Source organism: Halalkaliarchaeum sp. AArc-GB, assembly GCF_031432225.1.
Lineage (GTDB): Archaea > Halobacteriota > Halobacteria > Halobacteriales > Haloferacaceae > Halalkaliarchaeum.
The window spans coordinates 193,382-213,061 of sequence record NZ_JAVKGM010000002.1 but is presented as its reverse complement, the minus strand read 5'-3'; the positions used below and the strand labels follow the sequence as shown (position 1 = coordinate 213,061).

The 19,680-nt window shown below is 62.3% G+C and carries 24 protein-coding genes, 1 tRNA gene and 1 pseudogene; 7 read left to right on the top strand and 19 right to left on the bottom strand.

Features of this window, described 5'->3' with window-relative positions; all coding sequences use genetic code 11:
• Positions 1-13 precede the first annotated feature (13 nt).
• Complete coding sequence (locus tag RH858_RS04595) at positions 14-445, bottom strand: universal stress protein (RefSeq protein WP_259535111.1); 432 nt, start codon at positions 443-445, stop codon at positions 14-16.
• A gap of 331 nt (positions 446-776) precedes the next feature.
• On the opposite strand from RH858_RS04595, the gene RH858_RS04590 reads away from it, so the two are divergent.
• The 5 genes from RH858_RS04590 to RH858_RS04570 all read left to right on the top strand — a co-directional run bounded on the left by RH858_RS04590 (position 777) and on the right by RH858_RS04570 (position 7,130).
• Entirely contained in the window at positions 777-1,220 is a 444-nt protein-coding gene (locus RH858_RS04590) for a pyridoxamine 5'-phosphate oxidase family protein (RefSeq protein WP_310561228.1), read from the top strand.
• 31 nt (positions 1,221-1,251) lie between these two features.
• Positions 1,252-2,763 carry a DASS family sodium-coupled anion symporter gene (locus tag RH858_RS04585; RefSeq protein ID WP_310561227.1) on the top strand — a complete coding sequence of 504 codons (1,512 nt, stop codon included), beginning with the start codon at positions 1,252-1,254 and terminating at the stop codon, positions 2,761-2,763.
• A 304-nt stretch (positions 2,764-3,067) separates the two neighbouring features.
• Complete coding sequence (locus RH858_RS04580) at positions 3,068-4,624, top strand: CARDB domain-containing protein (protein WP_310561226.1); 1,557 nt, start codon at positions 3,068-3,070, stop codon at positions 4,622-4,624.
• A gap of 361 nt (positions 4,625-4,985) precedes the next feature.
• Positions 4,986-6,344: a glycine cleavage T C-terminal barrel domain-containing protein gene (locus RH858_RS04575; RefSeq protein ID WP_259535115.1), complete on the top strand. Its 1,359-nt coding sequence runs from the start codon at positions 4,986-4,988 to the stop codon at positions 6,342-6,344.
• A 120-nt stretch (positions 6,345-6,464) separates the two neighbouring features.
• A complete protein-coding gene (locus RH858_RS04570) occupies positions 6,465-7,130 on the top strand; it encodes a helix-turn-helix domain-containing protein (protein WP_310561225.1) in 666 nt (221 codons plus the stop codon).
• A 291-nt stretch (positions 7,131-7,421) separates the two neighbouring features.
• On the opposite strand, the gene RH858_RS04565 is transcribed toward RH858_RS04570, so the two are convergent.
• The 11 genes from RH858_RS04565 to RH858_RS04515 form a co-directional block, all read right to left on the bottom strand.
• Positions 7,422-7,495: transfer RNA gene (locus tag RH858_RS04565), tRNA-Ile, on the bottom strand.
• 130 nt (positions 7,496-7,625) lie between these two features.
• Positions 7,626-8,348 (bottom strand): FxsA family protein, encoded by a 723-nt coding sequence (locus tag RH858_RS04560; protein WP_310561224.1) that lies wholly within the window; start codon positions 8,346-8,348, stop codon positions 7,626-7,628.
• Between the two features lie 67 nt (positions 8,349-8,415).
• Complete coding sequence (locus RH858_RS04555) at positions 8,416-8,769, bottom strand: AzlD domain-containing protein (RefSeq protein ID WP_259535119.1); 354 nt, start codon at positions 8,767-8,769, stop codon at positions 8,416-8,418.
• Positions 8,766-9,446: an AzlC family ABC transporter permease gene (locus RH858_RS04550; RefSeq protein WP_259535120.1), complete on the bottom strand. Its 681-nt coding sequence runs from the start codon at positions 9,444-9,446 to the stop codon at positions 8,766-8,768. Before RH858_RS04550 ends, RH858_RS04555 begins: the two co-directional genes overlap by 4 nt.
• Positions 9,447-9,515: 69 nt before the next feature.
• On the bottom strand, positions 9,516-9,896 hold the full coding sequence (locus tag RH858_RS04545) for a hypothetical protein (RefSeq protein WP_259535121.1): 381 nt from the start codon (positions 9,894-9,896) through the stop codon (positions 9,516-9,518).
• A complete protein-coding gene (locus RH858_RS04540; protein ID WP_259535122.1) occupies positions 9,896-10,198 on the bottom strand; it encodes a hypothetical protein in 303 nt (100 codons plus the stop codon). Before RH858_RS04540 ends, RH858_RS04545 begins: the two co-directional genes overlap by 1 nt.
• Before the next feature lie 3 nt (positions 10,199-10,201).
• Positions 10,202-10,480, bottom strand: coding sequence for a ubiquitin-like small modifier protein 1 (locus tag RH858_RS04535; protein WP_259535123.1), 279 nt, complete (start codon positions 10,478-10,480; stop codon positions 10,202-10,204).
• Between the two features lie 72 nt (positions 10,481-10,552).
• Positions 10,553-11,029 (bottom strand): DUF5812 family protein, encoded by a 477-nt coding sequence (locus RH858_RS04530; protein ID WP_259536523.1) that lies wholly within the window; start codon positions 11,027-11,029, stop codon positions 10,553-10,555.
• Between the two features lie 73 nt (positions 11,030-11,102).
• The gene (locus RH858_RS04525; protein WP_259535124.1) at positions 11,103-11,633 is read right to left on the bottom strand and encodes a hypothetical protein; all 531 of its coding nucleotides are present in this window, start codon (positions 11,631-11,633) and stop codon (positions 11,103-11,105) included.
• Between the two features lie 213 nt (positions 11,634-11,846).
• Positions 11,847-12,404 carry a hypothetical protein gene (locus tag RH858_RS04520; protein WP_259535125.1) on the bottom strand — a complete coding sequence of 186 codons (558 nt, stop codon included), beginning with the start codon at positions 12,402-12,404 and terminating at the stop codon, positions 11,847-11,849.
• An 84-nt stretch (positions 12,405-12,488) separates the two neighbouring features.
• Entirely contained in the window at positions 12,489-13,337 is an 849-nt protein-coding gene (locus RH858_RS04515; RefSeq protein ID WP_259535126.1) for an NAD(+)/NADH kinase, read from the bottom strand.
• Positions 13,338-13,456: 119 nt separating this feature from the next.
• On the opposite strand from RH858_RS04515, the gene RH858_RS04510 reads away from it, so the two are divergent.
• Complete coding sequence (locus tag RH858_RS04510; RefSeq protein ID WP_259535127.1) at positions 13,457-14,440, top strand: KaiC domain-containing protein; 984 nt, start codon at positions 13,457-13,459, stop codon at positions 14,438-14,440.
• A gap of 1 nt (position 14,441) precedes the next feature.
• Here the strand turns inward: RH858_RS04510 and RH858_RS04505 are convergent, their stop codons facing one another.
• Positions 14,442-14,801 carry a hypothetical protein gene (locus RH858_RS04505; RefSeq protein ID WP_259535128.1) on the bottom strand — a complete coding sequence of 120 codons (360 nt, stop codon included), beginning with the start codon at positions 14,799-14,801 and terminating at the stop codon, positions 14,442-14,444.
• Positions 14,802-14,934: 133 nt separating this feature from the next.
• Positions 14,935-15,732, bottom strand: a complete 798-nt coding sequence (locus RH858_RS04500; RefSeq protein WP_310561223.1) for a PHP-associated domain-containing protein — start codon at positions 15,730-15,732, stop codon at positions 14,935-14,937.
• 121 nt (positions 15,733-15,853) lie between these two features.
• Between RH858_RS04500 and RH858_RS04495 the strand changes: the two are divergent.
• Positions 15,854-16,138, top strand: a pseudogene (locus tag RH858_RS04495) (hypothetical protein); the annotation flags it as partial.
• Between the two features lie 93 nt (positions 16,139-16,231).
• On the opposite strand, the gene RH858_RS04490 reads toward RH858_RS04495, so the two are convergent.
• The 5 genes from RH858_RS04490 to RH858_RS04470 form a co-directional block, all read right to left on the bottom strand.
• A complete protein-coding gene (locus RH858_RS04490) occupies positions 16,232-16,669 on the bottom strand; it encodes a transcription elongation factor Spt5 (protein WP_259535130.1) in 438 nt (145 codons plus the stop codon).
• Positions 16,669-16,845 (bottom strand): protein translocase SEC61 complex subunit gamma, encoded by a 177-nt coding sequence (locus tag RH858_RS04485; RefSeq protein WP_119816468.1) that lies wholly within the window; start codon positions 16,843-16,845, stop codon positions 16,669-16,671. Before RH858_RS04485 ends, RH858_RS04490 begins: the two co-directional genes overlap by 1 nt.
• A 103-nt stretch (positions 16,846-16,948) precedes the next feature.
• Entirely contained in the window at positions 16,949-18,097 is a 1,149-nt protein-coding gene (gene ftsZ / locus RH858_RS04480; RefSeq protein ID WP_259535131.1) for a cell division protein FtsZ, read from the bottom strand.
• Positions 18,098-18,188: 91 nt separating this feature from the next.
• A complete protein-coding gene (locus RH858_RS04475) occupies positions 18,189-18,785 on the bottom strand; it encodes a metal-dependent hydrolase (protein WP_259535132.1) in 597 nt (198 codons plus the stop codon).
• A 72-nt stretch (positions 18,786-18,857) separates the two neighbouring features.
• Complete coding sequence (locus RH858_RS04470; protein ID WP_310561222.1) at positions 18,858-19,577, bottom strand: phosphatase PAP2 family protein; 720 nt, start codon at positions 19,575-19,577, stop codon at positions 18,858-18,860.
• Between the last annotated feature and the right edge of the window lie 103 nt (positions 19,578-19,680).

Here is a 19,680-nt window from a genome sequence, read left to right as displayed (position 1 = left end):
TTGCGCTCGAGCGCTACGCTTCCTCGATCGGCGTCACCATCACCGAACACGGGGCTTCCCGAACCACGCGTTCGGTGACGCTGCCGATCAGGACGCGCCCGAGACCTTCCCGACCGTGGGTCCCCATCGTGATCACGTCGACGTCGTTCTCCTCGGCGTATTCGACGATGTACTTCTCGGCGTGGCCCTCCTCGATCACTGTCGTCACGTCCACGCCGTCGGGCGCGTTCTCCGCGATCTCCGCGAGCAACTCCTCCGCTCGCCGCCGGTGTGCTTCCCTGATCGGTTCACTGTCGAGATTCGCGAACGTCGGCAGCGCTTCCACCTCGATGACGTACAACGCGTGCAGTTCGGCGTCGAACTTCTCGGCGAGTTCGTACGCCCGCTCGATCGCGTTCTCGGCCGCCTCGCTCCCGTCCGTCGGTAGTAGTATCCGTTCGATCATGGTGGACTCCCGACGCCGCCGATCGGCGTCAATCGAAAGTTATCTCTGGATTACAAAAACTGTGCCGGAATCCGACTGTATGTTTAGTTGTCTGCTTTTTCCCTCGCTAGTTAAGATGATAAATTGGTCTCTGCTTGTGGTTTGGGCACCAATTTTGCTAATTCGAACTGGACGGAACTAGACGGGGCCGCTCACTCCCCGAATCTGTCCGAGGTGACCGGTGCGTGTCGGTTCGTCGGGAACCATGTCCACGAGCTTCCGCTGTTCGTTTGTAGTGTTTTCCCGCCGATCCCGTGCGAGCGTATATTACCTCCGGTGACGAACGGTCTCTATGGAAGATGTCAACTACGTGTACACTGCGGGGATGGACGAGGAGGACGTCGACTACCATCTGCAGTCCGGGGAACACGGCGTCCTCGGGTTGGCAGACGGCGACGACGCGTATGCGATCCCCCTGAGTTACCACTACGACGGCGATCGGTTTCTCCTTCGGGTGGGGGAATCCGGCTCGGCGGAGTTCGAGGAGGGCGAGAAGATGCGATTCCTCGAGACGACCGACACCGCGACGTTCGTGTGTTACGATGCCACCTCCGAGGAATCCTGGAGTATTCTCGTTCGAGGCACCCTCCACGAGTGGCAGACGGAACTGGACGACGCGACACTCAACGAGTGGTTCCAGCCGTTCCGGCTGTTCGACGAGGCGATCGAGGACATGCAGTTTACCGTCTACGAACTCCGGATGGTGGAAGTTGTCGGCAGAATGACCATCGAATAATTCGAGACTTCGAACGAACTCAACCTGGACCGTGCACGGACGTCTCACACGCGAGCGCATCGGGCTGCTCTTCGGACCGCTCGCGTTCCTCTCGATTTACTTTTTGAACCCGTTCGGGATGCCTCCCGAGGCAGCTGCAGTGCTCGCGGGGACGCTGTGGATCGCCATCTGGTGGGTGTCCGAAGCGGTCCCGATCGCCGTGGCGGCGTTGCTCCCTGTCGTGTTGTTTCCGGTGACCGACGTGGTTTCGATCGCGGAGGCAACGGCGCCGTATGCGGATCCGATCGTCTTTCTCCTTCTGGGCGGGTTTCTCCTGGCGCTGTCGATCGAACGGTGGGAGTTACACGAGCGTCTCGCATTGCAGGTTATACGTACGGTGGGATTCAGCTCCCGCCGGCTGGTTCTCGGGTTCATGGTTGCGACCGGCGGGCTCTCGATGTGGATCTCCAACACCGCGACCGCGATGATGATGGTCCCGATCGGCGGCGCCGTCATCCTCAAGTTCGCCGCGCTGTCGGATTCACCGGCGGAACGCGGGATGGAACTCCCACAGGAACCGGTCGAGCAGATCGTCTTCGACGCCGATCGGGATCCGGACACGCTCCCGAAGACGAACTTCGGGCTGGCGCTGATGCTCGGGATCGCCTACGGCGCCTCCATCGGCGGTGCGACGACCCTGATCGGGAGCCCGCCGAACGCGATCTTCGCCGGCGTCGCCGAAAGCTCCCTGGGGATCACCGTCGGGTTCCTCGACTGGATGCTGTTCACCGCGCCGGTGTCTGCCACCTTCATGTTGCTCGCGTGGCTGTTTCTGGTGTACACCCTCCCTCCGGAAACCGAGACGATCGAGGGCGGCGGCGAGGTAATCGAGCGGAGCCTGGATGAACTGGGGCGGATGAGCCGCGGCGAGCGGCGGACGCTTCTGGTGTTCGGGCTGGTCGTGGTCGGCTGGATCTCCCGTCCGTTCCTGATCGAGCCGATCGCCCCTGCGGTTTCGGACACCGTCATCGCGATCGTCGGCGGAATCTTGCTTTTCGTCGTTCCGGCCGATCGCACCGACGGGACGTTCCTGCTCGACTGGTCGTCGACCCGGCGGCTCCCGTGGGGAGTGCTCGTGCTCATCGGGGCGGGGTTTTCGATCGCGAACGCGTTCCAGGCGAGTGGCCTGGATCGATGGATCGCCGACCTGATCGGCGCCCTTCCCGAGATGAGTTTCCTGCTGGTTCTCGTGGCCGTCGCGGCCGTCGTCGTGTTCCTGACGGAGGTGAACTCGAACACGGCAACTGCGTCGGTGTTCGTCCCGCTGATGATCGGGATCAGCTACGCGCTGGGCGTTCCCTCGATCTCGCTTATGGCCATCACCGCACTCGTGGCGTCGTACGCGTTCATGCTCCCGGTCGCGACGCCGCCGAACGCGATCGTGTTCGGGAGCGGCTACATGACGGTCCCGGAGATGGCCCGGGTGGGGTTCTGGCTCAACCTCTTCGGGATCGTCCTGGCGACGGCGGCGACGTACCTGTGGCTCCCGTTCGTGCTGGGGTGACGGCAGAAGGCGAACGAAAGAGGTTCTCTCTCCGGGTCGTATCGCGACTGTATTGGGTGGCGGGGGGATTCTCGGTCAATCTATTCGAGTCGTGATTAGGGATCATCGTCCGTAGTCGTCGGTGTGTCGTGACGAATGGAGGCCTTGAGGTACTGTTCGACAACAGGGAACAAATCAAATCATCTTGATTGCGGGTTTGTGCAGTGGGATATGCGCACCTTGTGAGATATGCGACGCAGACGAACTCGAGGACTAATTCATTCGTGCCATAATTTTAACACACGATTGGGCTAAACTAGAGCTAATGAAGCGCCGAACATTACTGGCGACGGGCGCGACTGCTGCGGTTGGAGCTGTTGCTGGCTGTAGTGCTGTATCAGATAATTCTGTTGATGAACCGACGCCGGAAGGTACTGGTGAGGCAGGTGATAAGGGGCTTGAAGTCGCGCAGATAACTGTCCCATCGTTGGTCGGCTATACTGAGGTCATTGATATCGAAATTCGGGTGGAAAACACTGGCGACGCGGAGTTCACTGAAACAGTCGTTTTTGAAATATCGGGGCAACAGGAGGATAGCAGCGAAATTAGTGTTCCAGCTGGTGAATACCAAACCGTTCTGAGGACCGTCGACTTCACCCAATACGACGCAGGTCAACACACAGTGCGTGTGGCGACGGGGTCGGATACCGACGAAGTGCAGTTAATGGTCGGACAACCGGAACCGGCATCGTTTGTCGTCGACGAACTGAGCGTTCCGTCTGACGTGGACCACAACGAGACGTTTTCGATTGAGGCGTCGGTTAGGAATGAAGGAGATCAATCGGGTGAAAACCGTGTCGCTGTCGCTATCGATAACGAAGTATATGCTGACGAGTCAATCGCAGTTGAACCACGCTCGAGCGAAGTTGTTTCATTCGAAATCGAAGAGGTGAGGCTCTTCACTGGCGAATATAACCTCGAAGTTCGGACTGACGGCGACAGTAGAGGGATCAGTCTCAGTGTTTCGCACCCGAACCCGTACAACAAAGAAACGCTCGTCGTCGGACTCGCGCAGGAAGTGCCTGCGCAAGAAGAGATACACGATATCGTCGAGGTATCGCTGGAGTACTGGGAAGAAAACGCAGAAACATATGCCGGTTATCTGATCGAATACGATTATCGGCCTAATGCCGACGATGTAGACGTACTGATAACTGTCGTCGAGGATATCGTGACCTGTGGAACCCACACTGGTGAGATAATGGGGTGTGCTCCGCTGATTCAAACCAGAGCACCAGAGACAGCGAATATACGAATTGTCGCAGGTTATCGGCGCGAGTGGACGCAAGAGACGCTAAAACACGAACTCGGGCATACTCTCGGCCTCGATCACGACGATGAACCGGCGCATATAATGAGTAACGAGGCCGAGGATCGGATCCCCGATTACACTGACCGAATCGCAGCGGTTGACGCCTATAACGATGGAATATCGGCGTGGAACGATGGAATATCGGCATGGAATGAAGCAGTGGCGCATCTTGAAGATCGCGAGGATGCCGAAGCAGAAGAGTGGGCAGAAGAATCTTTCATCAGTTTCGGTGAGGCGGTCGCGAAGTTCGAGGACACCCGAAATGTATGCGAAGAACTTGAGGAAGGGGAATCAGCCGAGATTGGAGAGGAAGCTCGCACGAGGGCAGAATATATAATGGAAGGAGCGAGATCGCTACGCGATGCTGCACAGGCGTATCAACGGGGGGCATACCGGACGGGAGACAACCACGTTGATACAGCGATGGACTACGCTAATGAGTCCGACGAATACGAGATAGCTCCGACCTCAGATCTTCGTGCAGAACTTGGCTTCGCTGTCCTGGAGTAGGCTTTCATGTTTGTATAGAAGACTGGAATTTTGTGTCGGATCTCACCTTTGAAATCCCCGAATCTGCCAAAAACACGGCAAGCGGACGACTGATGGGGAACACTTTTGATTTCGAGTTCCGGAAAGAGCGGATACGACTTGGAACGGCAAGATGCTCCGCCAGGCCTCCCTCCCGAACGATGTCGATCGCAGACTAAAATCATCTCACCCGATATAAGTAGGTTATACCTATAAGCTACAGAGCAATGCGGTTGCGTGCCTTCTATTCTTTTATATGGGACAGGGAAACCATGCCAAAGATCAAGACAGAGCTACTGTATCAACATTCTACCATTACGCTGAATCACTGAAATAGATCCCAATGTCCGGAAACCCGAACCACCCCAGTGTCGACCAATCGGATCGTACCGTTCCCAGAAACCTTCGACAAACAGGCGACGCAGACGTCGACCTCCTGATCTCTACCCGGATTCGGAAGTCACCGTTTTGGCACCTCTCCGTCGAGGAGGGATGCTGGCAGGCGACCGTCTACAACGATATGTACCACCCTCGGGCGTACATCGACCCCGAAGAGGGGGGACTGGAAGCCGAGTACGAACTGCTGGTCAACCACGTAGCGCTGTTCGACGTCGCCGTCGAGCGTCAGATCCGCGTTAAGGGGACTGATGCCGAGGCGTTCGTCAACTACGTCATCACCCGAGACGCGACTGAAATCGAGACAATGCGTGGCAAGTACGCCATCTGCTGCAACCAGGACGGCGGGATCCTCAACGACTTCGTCCTGTTGCGACCCGACGACGACGAGTTCTGGTTCTCCATCGCCGACTCCGATCTGATGCAGTGGTTGCAAGGGGTCGCAGTCGGAACCGACTTCGAGGTCGACATCGACGAGATCGACGTCTCGCCGATGCAGATTCAGGGCCCGAAATCACTCGACGTGATGAAGTCGCTCATCGGTGACGACGCCGAAGGCGTTCCCTACTACGGACTGTTTGAAGCGACGATCAACGACGTTCCGGTGATGGTGAGCCAGACGGGCTTTTCCGGAGAAGAAGGGTTCGAAATCTACGTCCGCGAGGCGACGGAAAACGCCGAAGCGGTGTGGAATCCAGTACTCGAGACGGTCAAAGACCACGGCGGTGGCGTGACAGCAGTCTCCCATCACCGACGTGTCGCTGCCGGTATCCTGTCGTTGGGTCAGGACATGGACTCCGAGACGTCGCCGTTCCAGGTCAACCTCGGCTATCAGGTTCCCGACGACAAGGACGCAGACTACGTCGGCAAAGCCGAACTGGAACGCCAGAAGGAAGCGATCGAAAACGGGGAGTTCCCGTTCGCTCACAAACTGGTCGGGCTGAAAATAGCGGGCGAACCGATCCGGGAGTGGGCTCCGGACTTCTGGCTCATCTCGGACCCGGAGACGGGTGAGGAATGTGGCTACCTGACGTCGGCGTGGTGGAATCCGGAACTCGAGACGAACATCGGCCTCGGATACGTGCCGGCGGAGAAACTGCAGGAGGCGACGGACGTCCCCCTCGACGACTCGATATATGACGTCGACGCCGACGTCGAGTTCGGAGTGCACCTCCCGGACGAGTACGCCGAGGTGCCCGATGAACCCGTCTATGCGACGCTGGCGAAGGTTCCGTTCAAAGAGTCAGCCAATCCCAGTGCCCGCGAACAGGCCAAGATTCACGACAGGAACGACGTAGACGAGTAGAAGTCGGTTCTCCGAAGACGAGCTGTGACGGGGTCTGCGGATTCCTACTCCAAGACACGACTCGCATTCAGAAACTGTGATCGCAAATACTCATATGTTGAAAACTTCTACCCCACAGCAATGGCCGACAGTAAAGCGGTCGTCCGGGTCGAACATCCTGACATCGTGCTCACAGAGACCGTTACGCATGACCCAACTTCGAAAGTCAAGTCGGTGTCGGAGGCAGGAACTGACCCGACGTCGGGAAAATTCTTCTATCACATAACGTCGTCCGATTTCCGCCAGTTCGAAGAGGGATTACGGAATGACCGCACGATTGGTGAATTCGAACGGGTCATCGAAACCGGAGACGGGGAGGCGATCTATAGCTTCGTGTATACAGATGAGGCGAAGATCGTCTCGCCAGTAATTTCGGCTGCGAATGGGGTCATCCTCGACATGGAAAACGACGGGAGCGCCTGGATCCTCACAGTGTGGATGCCCGAGCGAACGGGTCTGGCTTCTCTCTGGGAGTATGCACAACAGAACGACATTACCATCGAGTTACTGCGCGTGAACGAATACGCTAGTTTGGGGAATACGAACGCCGGCTTGACCGATAGCCAACGGGAAGCGCTCCTCGTCGCGGTCGAATCGGGATACTTCGAAGAGCCACGGAACACAACTCTTAGCGAGGTCGCTGGCGATCTGGATATCTCTCAACCTGCAGCCAGTGGGCTCCTTCGACGTGGCATCAAGCGACTCATCATATCGTCACTGATGGACGATAGCGAAGAGCCAGAGTGACCGACGGGTAGCCGCGGCGGGACTTTCGCTTCAGGTGGAGCGGAACTCGATTGAGGCTGTGGCGACGATGACTTCTGTCCTCCGCTTCACGATTTTATAAACATCGGCGGAGGCCGACACGCCAACACACCCCCGGCTAACGAGGATCGCAGTACGCCGTGGACGTGTGGAATACGCTGTTCCGGTTCAAACCGCGAGACCGATCTCTCTCGGGGGTAGAATGCCGAAATTGGGTGGCTGGGGAGTTCCCGGCCCCAATCTCTCCCGGCCGAAAAGGGCCAGGATGGTAGGTGGGCCAACGCGGATTTGAACCGCGGACCTCCCGGTTATCAGCCGAGCGCTCAACCTGACTGAGCTATTGGCCCAGGTGAGCGCAATAGGTCGTTGCGCGGGTAACTGTTTAAGATTTTCCTTTCGATATCGCGTTTACGTCCGTCGATTTCCGGTGCTGAAACCGTCGTTCGGCGAGGTGATTGCCCCCGAGAGAACGGCCTCCTATCCGCGCGGGACGTCGCGAGCGTCCTCGTCTCCGTCGTCCTCGGAGGTGGTGTCGCCCTTCTCCGCCGTGGCGTCGTGGTTCCCGGCGCTGTCGTCGTCCCGGTCGACCTCGAAATCGACGTCGACGACGTCGTTGCCGTCGCCTTTCTCCGTCCCGGTCCTGGTGTCGTCCCCGCCGAACTCCTGATCTTCGTCGAACCGCTCGCGGCCGAATCCGACGCCGGCGCCCGGCCCACCTGGGCCGTCGGCGCCGTCGAATCGTCCCCTCCCGAACTGACTCCCCTCGAACTCGTCGGGGTCCGGGAAGCCGTGGGTCCAGACGCCCCCGGTGACGAAGCCGTCCATCTCCCGGTCGAGGTACGGCACCACGACGTACCGTTTGAGAACCTCCCGGATCGGATACCGCGTGATCGGGATCGAGATGAGGATCCCGATCGCGTCCGTGACCAGCCCCGGCGTGAGCAGGAACGCGCCGGCGGCGATCAACAGCGCACCGTCCATGAGCTCGTCGGTCGGCGGCTCCCCGCGGGCGGCCTTGCGCTGAAGCCGACGCAGGGTGTGTCTCCCCTCCGCGCGCACGAGCAGCATCCCGACGAGCGCCGTGAGCACCACCAGCGCGATCGTCGCGGCCGCGCCGATGTACCCCGCGACCACGACCAAAAGCAGGGCGTCGGCCAGCGGGATCAAAAGCAGCAGGCCGAGGACGTACCGGAGTCGCATACCCGCCCTTCGAGCCCCGACGGTAAAAACTGCGGCGGAGTCCGTCCGATCCGTTTTCGATCCTCCCTCACAGCCCGATGCCGAACCCGAACCGCAACAGCCACAGCGCGCCCATCCCGGCGGCGATCGTCAAAAACAGGTTCTCCGTGCGCCAGGCGACCCCGCCCGCGACCAGCCCCGCCGCGAGACGTTCGTCCATCAGTGAGGCAGCGAGCCCGACGTCGGGATCGATCGTCACAAGCGCCGGCGCGACCAGCGCGGCCAGCACCGCCGGCGGAACGAACCTGAGTGCCCGCCGAACGCGAGGGGGCACCTCGTCGACGCGGCCGAACAGGTAGATGAACGAAAACCGCAGCGCGAACGTCGCCACGCCGATGACGAGGATCGCGAGCCACACCGTCCAGTAGCCGTATTCGGTCACACGTTCTCACCTGCCTCGACCGCGAGGGCGACAACGATTCCAGTGACGGCGGCGATCAGAAGTCCCAGGTTGTACGGGACGCCGGCGGCTCCGACCGCGACGACGGCCGCCACGACGCCGGCTGCGGTCGTGGGACGGTCCTTCATCGCCGGCACCAGAAGCGCCAGGAACACGAGCGGCACCGCAAACGAGAGCCCCAGCTCCGGCGGAACGCCCGTACCGAGCAACACGCCCGCGACCGTGCCCACCTGCCAGACCAGCCAGATCGATCCAGCCACGCCCAGATAGTACGACAGCCGGTCGGTGTCTCCCTCGCGAGAGAACCGCGCTACCGACAGCGCGTACGCCTGGTCGGTGAGCACGTACGACAGCGGCGCCTGGATCCGACGCCGGAACGACCGGAAGTGTGGCGCGATCGACGCGGAGTACATTACCAGCCGGAGGTTGATGATCACGGCCGTCGCAACGACGACCGAAAGCGGGGCCGTCTCGCCGAGCAGCTCCAGCGCGGCGAGCTGTGCAGCGCCCGCGAAGACGATCACGGACGTCGCCACCGCCTGCACCGGGGTCAGTCCGGCCTCGACGGCGGCGATGCCGGCGACCAGCGCGAATGGGACGATACCCAGAAACAGCGGCGACGCGTCCCTGACTCCGGCTCGAAGGTCCTCCCCGTCCACACGGCAACGTGACGACCGGCAGGCAAACGCCTGTCGATTTCTCCGACGGAGTCCGGGAGTGGGCGCCGTTCACTCTCGACCGATGACGACCGCCTCGCGGATCTCGAGGGCGGCGTCGAACTCCTCGCGACGTTTGGATTCGGCGCCGACGCGCCAGAGCTGTCGTTCGTGTGCCCGTCGGAGCGCGTCCGCCTCTCTGTCGGTAACACCCAGCTCCCTGCCGAGTTCCTCCCAGTGTCCTGTCGGCACCAGGAAGACCGACCGGTCGGAGCCCTCCCGGACACACTCGTACTGTCGTCGATACGTCCCGATCCGCCCGGACAGCAACTCCTGTCCGTCGACGAGCAGCTCCGGCAGCCGGTTGGGCGCGACGCTCGCGGTGGCGGCGGCGTACAGCAACACCGGGCCGTCGAACGGCAGGTGCTGTTCGAACGGCTCTTCTTCCGACATCAGCCACCCGCCCGCATCGCCTTCCGTTTGAAGTCTTCGATCAGTCGGTCCAGGATCGCCGGTTCACCCTCGAACGTCACGGTTACCTCGGTGAGCGTTAGCGAGCGACCGATCTCGACGGTGTCCGTCGCGAGGGCCGCCCGCCAGCCGTTCCCTTCGATCTCGGTTGCCGATTCCGGCTCGGCGGCGTCGACGAACTCCCCGCCCAGGTTGCGGAGATATCTGGCGGCGAGCCGGCGAGATATCCCGCGGAAGGACCGTTCACGACGGTCCCACCCGTCGGGATCGATGCTGTCGACCACGGCTCACCCGCCGGCGACCGGGGGAAAGATCGACAGCGTGTCGCCATCCACCAGTTCCGTCTCCAGTCCGTCCATGTGCAACACCTCGCGTCCGTTCTTGAGCACGTTTATGTGTGAGGCCAGCTCCCCCTGGTCGAGCAGCCGCCCCTCGAGATCCGCGTACTCGGATTCGAGCGCCTCGAGGACGTCGCCGACGACGGCGTCGTCGGGGAACTCCCGCGTCGTCGTCTTCGTTCCGACGGTCTCGCGGAACGTCGCGAAGAATCGCAGCTCTAGTTCCATACGGGTAGGCTACGGTCCGCGAGGTTAAAATGTACGTCGGCACCGGCGGTCCTGGATACTCGGCCCGCTCGATCAGGGAAGGTATCGAACCGCGATCACGCCCGGCTCCGATCGGATTTCGACCCGAGAGACGCCCAGCCGGGCGGCCCGCGAGAGCGTCGCCTCCCTGTCCTCGAGAACGTCGGCGACTGCCGCCTCCGTCTCTGACTCCTCGACGGTTATGACGTGAATCTCCCCGACTCCGGCGCGTGTTTCCCGGGTGAGCTCGCCGACCGGTTGTGCCGTGGCGAGTTCCCGTTCGTGTGCGGTCGGCGGCTCGTCGCTCTCCTCGAGCGTGAGGCTGCGCTGCCCTTCGAACTCGACGAGCCGCCAGACAACGCCGAGCGACGAATCCGAGGAGACGACACCGTCCACCGCTTCGTCCTTTGACAGCCCCGGATTCGACTCCAGCGTGTGTACCTGTCCGTCCGCGACGTCTTTCAGTACGGCAGACTCCTCGTCGGCGTGTGTGACGAGAAACGTGCTCTCTTTCGTATCGTCGTCGGTCATCGACGGATGGTATCCGCCGGAGGGGTTTCCCCGTTTCGTCATCCCTCGACAACTGCGTGTACTCCCCTCCCGATCACCGAAAGAGCCGGTGGAACACGCCGATGAGGAGCGCCGCAACGAGGGGGAAAACCGGCGAGAGGAGCTGTGGAACCGCATACAGTGTGGCGACGACGGGAGCGGTCAGTCCCTCGGGAGGCGGCCGACACACCGTCTCGCCGTCGAGGAGGAAACACTCCGGCATCGAGGCAACTCCGCCGGCGTACACGGCCAGAAGAAACAGATAGCCGCTCGCCGCCATCGCGGCGTCGTACCGCCGGTCGTGGCCGGTGCCGCGACGGTGTCTGCGAGCCACCAGAAGCGTCGGCGCAAGCAGCGGTGCCACCAGCAGCACGCCGACCAGGAGTACGAAGCTCCGGGAAAACGAGAGCGTGCCGGCCCGCCCACCAGTCTGTCCGAGCAGGACGATCACCCCAAGGACGAACAGCGTCCCGATAAACGCGGCGACGAGCGTCCCGACGACGGCGTAGCTTTTGAACAGATACGAGTCGCTTTGTCCGAACGCGAACGGGATCGCGCCGACGACGCCGCGGTAGCCGTCTTCCATCCGGTCGAGCGTACGCCCCGTGGCCGATTAAATCCGCCGAATACGGCTGCGTCTGTTCGACTCTTCGGATCTCTCGTGTCGGTCGTTTCGTACCGCCACAACAGCCGTTCGATCGGCGTCGCTCCCCTGTTTATTTTTGTCATGTTAGTGTGTGGCATGAACTCGCGGATAACCCTCTCGGCGGCGATGCCGGGGGTCTCGTCGGGAGCCGGATCACCGTTCCGACTCTTCGACGAACTCCTCGTAAAACTCGGGAGAGAGCTGTTCGCGTTGCCAGGCACGCCGACGGTCCTCGTCGAGGGCCGCCGCCCACACCGCGAGCAGCGACGCGAAAAAGACGGCACCGGGGAGAATCAACGCGGCGGCGGAAACCAGCACTTCCACCGGGAACAATACGAACCCGAACCGGTCGAGCAGGCCGCCGATTTCGGGACCGAACACAGCCCACCGAACCGCGACCGGCAACACCGCGACGATAGGGACAGGGTAGACGACCGCGTTCAAGACCGGGCCGCCGCGCCCCCGGACGAATCCGACCGCAAACACCCCCCAGCAACCGAGGGATCCGAAGGCGCCGGCTATCAGGCTGGGTCCCCGTGGAGCTCCCGGCCCGAACGTCTCGAGTCCTTCGAAAAACAGCACTGCGCACCCGAGATATCCCGCCACGAACCCGGCCGCACCGACGATAACCAAAAGCGCGTGTCCGAGGCGAGTTTCCCCGGTAAACGCCGACAGCCCAACCGGGAGCTGTCTCTCTTCCGGTCGGGTCATTGACCGAAGTGGCGTCGGAGAACGGTTGAAACTTCCGACCTGGGCTTTTCCCAGTCGCACCGGTGTCGGTCCTGCCTGCTTCGTTCAGGAAAGCTTTCCGAGTGCTTCGAAGAAGTCCGAGGCGGGGCCGGCCAGCCTGACGGGGGGATCGCACCGTTCGATCGTCAGTTCGACGGGAACGGAAAGCTCGTGTGGGTTCCGGCCGTCGCTTACCACGACTACGCGCTCGGCGCCGGTGACGCGAACGGTCACCTCGGCGTCGCCGTCGACGACCAGCGGTGGCATCCCGCCGGATGCACACATCTCGTTGACGACGAACCCGCCGATCGATGGATGGACGAGCGGACCGCTCTCCGACAGGTTGTACGCAGTGGAGCCGGTCTGTGTCGCTACCAGCACTCCGTCGGCGTGGCCGCCGGAGTACAGCGAGCCGTCGACCCGCAGGTCGTAGTCGATGCCGCCCCCGTGTCCCCGGCGACCCCCTTGAACGACGATCTCGTTGACGGCAGGCCCCGACGTCCAGCTGTTCGTTCGTGCGCTCACCCGTGGTACCTCGCGCACCTCCTGTTTCCCCCGCCGGTACGCCGTCACCTCCGCACTGATCACCTCGACTGCCTCGGAGGGGGACACCGCGTTGAGGAAGCCGACCTCACCGAGATTGACGCCGAGAACCGGTGTCCCTCCGGCTCCCCTGGCGGCAAACAGGAACGTTCCGTCGCCGCCGATCGAGACGACGAGATCGCACTCGTGAAACGTCTCGACCGGGCGACCGATCAGGTCGGCCGGTTCCCCTCCGTCGACGGCTGCGAGCCGGTCTGCCGTCGCCTCGTCGAGACGGACGGCGACGTCGAGTTCGAGAAGTCGCTCGCGGATCTCGGACGCGAGCCTGGCGGCCCGGACGTTTCCCCGCTGTGCGACGATGCCTACCTCCATGCGACGCGGTTCGACACCCCTCGACAAAAGCACCACGGGTGCGATCCGACGGGCAAAGTTCATCACGCGGGGACTCGATTGTTCGGACAGCCGACACCGGCCATGGGGTCCCGACGAGTATGACCGACAACGACGACTGGTTCGAACGGGCGCTTCGTGAACTCGAAACGGACAGCGAACCGTCCGGCCGGCACGCGCGTCGATCCGACGCGAACGAAGACGCCGACACCGACGAGTTCGGGTTCGAACGGTTCGAGGAGGGGCCGGAATCCGCCCCGGACGATTTCGGTTTCGCCGACTTCGGCGATTCCGACGGATCGGCCGGCGATCCATTCGGCGGGGCAGCACCCGGCGAGACTCCCGGTGGATTCGACGCCGATCTCGAGGAGATGGAACTGGACTCCGACGTCGAGCGAGTCCAGATCGGAATCGACGGCCTCGACAGCATGATCCTCGGTGGTATCCCGAAGCGGTCCCTCGTCTCGGTGATCGGAAGCGCCGGAACCGGAAAGACGACGTTCGCCCTGCAGTTCCTCCAGCACGGACTCGAGGCGGATGAACGAGCTGTCTACCTCACACTCGAGGAGAGCAGGGAGGCGATCCTCTCGACAGCCGAGGAGAAGGGCTGGCCGTTCCGAACGTACGTCGACGACGACAAACTGGCTGTCGTCTCGATGGATCCCATCGAGATGGCGAACAGCCTCTCCAGCATCAGATCGGACCTCTCGCGGCTGGTTGCCGACTACGAAGCCGACAGGCTGGTCCTGGACTCGGTGTCGCTTCTGGAGATGATGTACGACCACCCGGCGAAGCGACGCTCGCAGGTGTTCGAGTTCACTCGGTCGCTCAAGGAGGTCGGAGTGACGACGCTTCTCACCTCGGAGGCGAGCGAGGAGAGCGCGTACACCTCGCGGTACGGGATCGTGGAGTATCTCACCGACGCAGTGTTCGTCCTCCGGTACGTTCGGACCTCGAACTTCCAGGAGACGCGTCTGGCCGTCGAGATCCAGAAGATCAGGGACGCGAACCACTCTCGGGAGACGAAGCCCTACGAGATCACCAACGAAGGAATCAACGTCTACCAGCAGGCGAACCTTTTTTGATTCAAGTCGACGATTGACACCGGTTCTCCACCCGCGCGTCGACGATCAGTTCGCCGTCGACGACGAGATCGTAGTCCTCGCCGGCGATAAACGCTCTGCAGTCGTCCAGTGAATCGAAGCTGAACTCGATCCGTACGCGTCGCTCGCCCGGGTGTCGGGTGAATGCAATGTCTCGGGGTGGACCCCACTCGACCATCCAGGAGATGACCTGGAGTAGCCACCACTCTCGATCGTCAGGGAGGTCTTCACCCATCTCGTAGACGATCTGGCAGTTGTACTCGCCGTCGCCGGAAAAAACGCAACCGGTTCGGTCGGCAGTATCGGGACCCGTCGATCCCGCTCCAAAAGCGATGAACGTCATTTAGCAGATTGTACACCCCAGCTCTACGAATCCGTACTGCTGTATATTATCTGTTTATTTAGGGAATTGTTTATCATGATGAATCCTGCTGTTGATCCGTATCGAGAACTGCCGTCGACTCCGCGGTCGTGAACTAGCTAAACCTGTGGGCTCCCTCGACAGTCACGTCGTCGAACCGGCCGCCGTACGCGACGTGGGTCGGGTGTGTCGGTTCGGTCCCCGAGAGGAACACGCGGTCGAACTTCTCGTAGCTGTTCTCCCAGAACAGGTGTGCGTACTCTTTGAGCCCCTGGAGACGGTGTCCGACGCCGCTGTGCCGCAACACTCGTCGGGGTGTCCCGTCGCGGAGTGCCTCGACGAGGTTAGTTTCCGAGTGGATCTCGGCGTCGAACTGCGTCCACACTTCGCCGACAGTTCTTCGGAGGTGAGCGTACGACGATCCGAACACCGGGAGCCCAGTTTCCCCCGCGATCTCGCGGGCCTTGCCGTTCTGATAGGGAAACAGTTTCGCGTTGTAGGTCTCGATGCCGTCGAGGCGACGGAGGTTCGAGTGGATCTCTGGCCCGGTGAGGCTCACCGTCGCGAACGCGGGATGGGGAACGAGCACGACTGCGTTCTGGCGCTCGAACTCCTGCATCGCGCCCTCGAACGTGATGAAGTCGGGAACTGGCTTGGAGAGCCCGACTGCAAGGAGATGGCGGCGCGAGTGCCAGTCGCCCGTGAACACCTCTCGGGCCGGGACGACCAGCAGTTCCTCGTCGCTGAAGCGTTCGGCCCGCCGTCTGATCTCCGGCAGCCGGGTGAAGTGTGGCGCGTACACGAGGACGTCTATTCCGCGATCCTTCGCACGCCTCGCGACCGACTCGTCGAGCACCTTCACGTGCATGTCGACCCGCGTCTCGGCGCCGCCGGCCGACGTGTTCGCCGCCATACACGGGGATTCGGATCCGCGAGTAAATCGGTTTCCTCTTCGGATTCCGAGGGAGCAGCCAACCGGATGGGGCCCCTCCAGACGGGAAAACGGTTAACCACTGCGGGGGCGTCGTGTCGGTATGGTCCGCTGGAACTGCGGTATCGACGGCTGTGACGCCGGGTTCGACACCGTCGAGGACGCGATCGTTCATCAAACGACTGAACACCAACGACACGAGTGTAACGTCTGTGGGACGATCGTCCCGGAGGGGTACTTTGCGATCCGGCACGCGTTCGAGGAGCACACCCGTGCCGAATACGTCAGGGCATACGACGCCGACTCCACTGCGGTTCGACTGCGGGAACAGGTGAAAGAACAGATCGAATCGGAAGCCGACCTCCAGCAGGTGGTCGAGCGCCTCGATGACGTCCGTGGCGGGGAAACGCCGCCGTCCGAGGGATCGGCCGACGGTTCGGCCGACGGTTCGATCGAGTCGTCGTGACCGGGACGCCCGCCGCTACCGTTCGTCGGAGTCGAGCACCCGGATCTGATCGCCGCGAACGGTGACCGGGATCGGAACGGTCGCCTCGTACAGTTCGACTGTGACCTGGTCTTTGCCCTCGTCGATCCGCTGTACCCGCGCCTTCTCGCCTTTGAACGGCCCCGCGATGAGTTCGACGATGTCTCCCTCGGCGATCCCTTCGACGTCCGGCGTCGGCGAGAGGAAATGCTCGACCTCGGCCATCGACGACTCCCCGGGGATGATGCTGCGCGCGTGGGGGATCTCGTCCATGATCCGCTCGATGACCGCGATGTTGTCCGACTCCACCATCACGTAACTCGTCAACGAGTCCGGAGCCAGCACCGCGTGGATCTCGTCTTCTTCCCTGTTTGCGATCATGTCGGCGACGGTCATCTCCTGGCTGGCCGTCGTCTTGACGGCGAACAGGGGCATCAGACACCCACCCCTGGGAGGAGGCTCATGATCGCGAAGATGAGGAATCCGATGAAGCCGACCAGAAGGATCCCCGCTCCTGCGATCTTCGACACCTGGATGAACTCCCCCCAGGTCGGGGTGCTGGCGAGTTTTAACACCCGAATGTAGCTGTTGAGGTCGTACGGGACGTCCATATCAAGCGCGGCTACGGTTTCGGAGGTTTTCTATCTGTTGATGGGAAGGCGGTCCGGGTCAATCGCGGATCGGCGGTCGTCGCCGATCACGGACGACCGGAGATCACTCGACGTAGTCGATGTCTTCGGTTCCCTGGATGGATTCGGCCGGGGGCTGACCGTCGGTTCCGCCGTAGATCTGCGGTGACTGGACGCCGGTGACGACGATCATCGTCCGCATCTGTCCGTCGAGTTCCTCGTCGATCGACGTGCCCCAGATGATGCGTGCGTCGGGGTCGATCCGGTCGTAGATCTCCTCGACGACGCCCTCCGCCTCCTCGATGCTCATGTCGGAGCCGCCGGTGACGTTCACCAGCGCGGAGTTCGCACCGGAGATGTCGACGTCCAGAAGCGGCGAGCGAAGCGCGGACTTCACCGAGTCCTGTGCCTTCGACTCCGAGTCCGACTCCCCGAGGCCGATCATCGCCACGCCACCCTTCTCCATCACTGTGCGGACGTCCGCGAAGTCGAGGTTGACGAGGCCGGGCATCGTGATCAGTTCGGTGATCCCTTTGACGGACCGCATCAGCACCTCGTCGGACACTTTGAACGCCTGACGGACCGGGAGTTTGCCGACCGCATCGAGCAGCCGGTCGTTCGGCACGACGATCACCGTGTCGGAGACGTCACGGAGTCGTTCGAGCCCCGCCTCGGCGTTCGTCCGGCGGACCTCCCCTTCGGCGGTGAAGGGCGTGGTGACGATCGAGATGGTGAGCGCGCCGGTCTCCCGGGCGGCCTTGGCGACGACGGGGGCAGACCCCGTTCCGGTGCCGCCGCCGAGTCCGGCGGTGACGAACACCATGTCCGACCCTTCGATTGCGTCGTAGATCTCTTCTTGGGATTCCAGGGCCGCCTCCTCGCCGACCTGCGGGAGCGATCCCGCCCCGCGACCCTGCGTCTTCTGTTGTCCCATCAGGATCTTGGTGTCGGAATCGACGTTCACCAGGTGCTGGACGTCGGTGTTGGCGGCGACCAGCTTCGCCCCGTGGATCCCCTCCTCGGACATCCGGTTTACGGTGTTGCCGCCGGCGCCGCCACAGCCTACGACGGTGATGTTTGTCTGGAGGTCCTGCAAGACGTCGCGGAGCTCGTCGTCGGACATCGTCCCGGTCGGCGTGGCGTCGCGGTTCGCCTCGCCGCCGAACTCCCCTTCGGGCGGATCCTCCCCCGGTTCCTCGGCCTCGTCAATCGCATCCTCGACGATGGAGTCCATACTCTTGCCCACGGGTTGTGTACCGAGCCTATTTACCTTTCCCATTCGTCAGACGCCCGTCTGACACCGGATATCGGCTGAATACGGGGGATCAGACGAGTTCTCCGTCGAGCCCGAGGTGGACGAGACAGCCGAGAAAGAAGCCGGCGACGACGACGACCGCCGCGATCTGGTAGGCCGGCTCGAACTCTCGGACCAGAAGCCAGATCCCGGCGGCGAAAAGCACCGTCAAAACGAAGTTGATCGGAACGCTGTGGGTCCAGTCCCTGTGTTGTCTGGTCACGACCCCGATGAGCGGATCCACGAGCGCAGCGCTCCCCAGCGCGAGCATCGCGATCCCGCCGCTCGCCACCATCTCCGTGGGTACGACGCCCTCCGAGAGCAGTTCCTCGACCGGAACCGCCGCGGCGAATTCGACCAGTCGTTCCCAGTGTAACAGGCCCAGTGAGACGACGCCGAACACAGCGAAGCCTCGGAAGATTCGGGTCGCCTTCCGTCGGGGGATCGAATTGTGGTGGTCGACGTCCGGATAGATCGAGCCGACGAACGTCGTCGCCGCCGCGCCGACTGCGGCGACGACGGCCAGGATCGGGAGCTCGAACGTTCCGTAGATTCCCACACCCACCGACAGAGCGACCACGACCGCCGCGCGACGACCCCATCGTGCGTGGGTCCGATAGTTCGGCATACTTCTCAGTATCACATCCCACAGTATACATCTCTCGACTCGGCTGTAGTTTTCCTGGCACGCGGTACAGATTCACCGACCGATCGCGCCGACGATGCGACGCTTGACCGCCGGCCGCTCGACCAGCTGCCAGCCTCCAGCGGCCCCGATCGTTCCGGCGGTCGCGAGCAGCGCCCGGGTTTCGCCGCCGCTTGCGGCCGTCGCGAAAAGCGCCACGCCGATCGCGACGGCGAACGCCCGCCGCGGGCGGAGCTGGGTTACGTACGCGATCCCGACGAGATACCCCACGCCGAACCCGACCGAGGCGATCACGTCGACGAGGTAGTGAACCCCGAGCGCTAGCCTGGAGGCACCGACAAGCAGTATCGCCGAGGCTGCCACTCCGAACCTGAGGTGGCGTCGCCCGAGAGTCGTCCACAGCGCCAGCGCTCCCCAGAAGACGGTCGCCGCCATCGTGTGTCCGCTGGGGAACCCGTGCTCGCTCGGGGTAATCGCGTGTAGTTCGGCCGGCGGACGAGGGAGCGCGAACGTCGCTTTCAACAGGACGATCAGCGCAAGTCCACCGAAGACGGTCGCGACGATGAACGCGGTGCGATCGGAGCAGAGCGCTTCCTCGCCGGCACGACCGTCGCTTTGACGCAGGCTCTCGGCGACGTCGACCAGATACAGGACGCCGAGGACCGGAACGATAACCGCGAGATCTCCGAGCACAGAAACCGCGGCGAACAGGGTGGTTGTCCACTCGGGGAGGAACTCCCGCAGGGCGACGGTTACACCGAGTCCACGGCTCATGGCGGTACGACGCCGTTCGAGCGACTAAACCGTCCCGGTTCGGAATCGGCGGAGTCGGTCGAGCGGATCGAGTCGGTCGAGCGGATCGAGTCGGTCGAGTCGG